The sequence below is a fragment of the Buchnera aphidicola (Pemphigus obesinymphae) genome (assembly GCF_026122815.1).
Taxonomy (GTDB): Bacteria; Pseudomonadota; Gammaproteobacteria; order Enterobacterales; family Enterobacteriaceae; genus Buchnera_C; species Buchnera_C aphidicola_BJ.
Genome location: NZ_JAIWQW010000027.1, coordinates 1 through 1,996 on the forward strand (window position 1 = coordinate 1; position 1,996 = coordinate 1,996).

At 24.0% G+C, this 1,996-nt stretch carries 3 protein-coding genes; 1 reads left to right on the forward strand and 2 read right to left on the reverse strand.

Annotated elements, in window-relative coordinates:
* Positions 1-365 (reverse strand): GTP-binding protein (locus LDP10_RS02815; RefSeq protein WP_265197230.1); only part of this gene is annotated, 365 nt, incomplete at its 3' end.
* Between the two features lie 271 nt (positions 366-636).
* On the opposite strand from LDP10_RS02815, the gene yihA reads away from it, so the two are divergent.
* Entirely contained in the window at positions 637-1,239 is a 603-nt protein-coding gene (gene yihA, locus LDP10_RS02820) for a ribosome biogenesis GTP-binding protein YihA/YsxC (RefSeq protein WP_265197231.1), read from the forward strand.
* 122 nt (positions 1,240-1,361) lie between these two features.
* On the opposite strand, the gene LDP10_RS02825 is transcribed toward yihA, so the two are convergent.
* A partial coding sequence (locus LDP10_RS02825) for a DNA polymerase (protein ID WP_265197232.1) occupies positions 1,362-1,996 on the reverse strand: 635 nt, incomplete at its 5' end.

Here is a 1,996-nt window from a genome sequence, read left to right on the forward strand (position 1 = left end):
TTTATACCATAATTAAAAGCTTTTTTTGTTACGAATCTGGTTTGAGGCATAGGTCCATCAAGGGCATCTACAACTAATAATACAGAATCTACCATGGTCATAACTCGTTCTACTTCTCCTCCAAAATCAGCGTGACCCGGTGTGTCCACGATATTAATACGATAATTATTCCATTGAATTGCTGTATTTTTAGATAGAATGGTAATTCCTCTTTCTTTTTCTAAATCATTAGAATCCATAATTCTATCAGTTTTTTCTTCATGATCTTGGAAGGTACCTGACTGTTGTAGTAATTTATCTACTAATGTTGTTTTACCATGGTCAACATGAGCTATTATAGCTATATTTCGTAAATTTTTGTTCATTTTACTACCTTAAAACGTTAGGGATAATAAGATTTATTATTACTAAAATGTAAATTTTGTTAAATATAAATTATAAAATTTTTTTAATATTTTTAATTTATTTAAGATAATTTTCATATTTCATTATAATAAAATATGAAAATGAATTATACTAATTTTTGTATATATATTCATATATATGTAAATATAAAATTTATTTATGTAAAAATAAATTTATATTTTACTTTTATTTTTGTGTTTTCCATTGATTTATTATAAACGAGAAAAAAAATTGTTTAAAAATAATTATGAGAATACTTATTTCTTAACTAGTACTGCAATCGTAAAGAAACAAAGAAATTCTGATATATCTGAAGTTGCATTTGTTGGTTATTCTAATTCTGGTAAATCAACTGCTATTAATATTTTAACAAATAAAAAAAAATTAGCCAGGATTAGCAAAACTCCAGGAAGAACACAGTTGATTAATTATTTTGCTGTTAGTAAAAAAAAATATCTAGTAGATATGCCAGGATATGGTTATGCAAAAGCAGCTAAATTATTAAAATTAGAATGGGAAAAAACCATTATTAAATATTTTAAAATCAGGGCATCTTTAAAGGGATTAGTATTATTTATGGATATTAGGAATCCTATGAAAAAACTGGATGAAAATATCATTCATTTTGCTTTAAGATTTAGAATTCCGTTGTTAATTTTATTGACAAAATCAGATAAAATAACATTAGAAAAGCGAAGACAGAAATTACAGATTGTTTCTGAAAAATTATCTAAATTTTCATTAACGTCTTGCGATATAAATTTATTTTCTGCCGTGCACAAGACAGGTGTTTATGAACTTCGTGAAAAATTAGATTCTTGGTATAACGAATAATAGTCAAACGTTTTTAAATTTAAATATATTTAATATTTTAATTAATTCATATTTTTATGTTTATTTGTTATGTAAAAATTCATTTTCAATCAATATTAGTTACATAATAAAGATACTCGTGTTTATTGAATATGTTTAATTTTTTCCTTCCAGTTATTTCCTATTTTGATGTTTATACATATGGGTACATCTAATTTTGTATTATATTCCATAATAAGACGTATATCTTTACAAACATTCTTGATTTTTTCTTTTTGTACTTCAAACACTAATTCATCATGTACTTGCATTATCATTTTTGCATCTAAATGATATTTTTTTTTAAAACAATTATATATTTTTATCATTGCTAATTTTATTATGTCGGATGCGGTACCTTGGATAGGAGCGTTAATGGAGGTTCTTTCTGCTGATTTACGGATTAAAAAATTTTTTGAATTAATGTTAGGAATATATATTTTTCTTCCATGAAATGTTGATACGTATCCTTTTTTTAATGCAAATTGATAAGTGCTTTGCATATATTTACGGACGTCTTTATAACGTTGAAAGTATTTTTTTATGTATTCTTTAGCTTGTAATATATTTATTTTTAGTCTGTTAGATAGACTAAATGGGCTTATACCGTATATTAAACTAAAATTAATAATTTTGGCATTTTGTCTTTGTGTTTCAGTAATATCAACTATAGGAACATTGAATATTTCAGATGCTGTTATTTTATGCAAGTCAGAGTTATTATGATATATTTTAATTA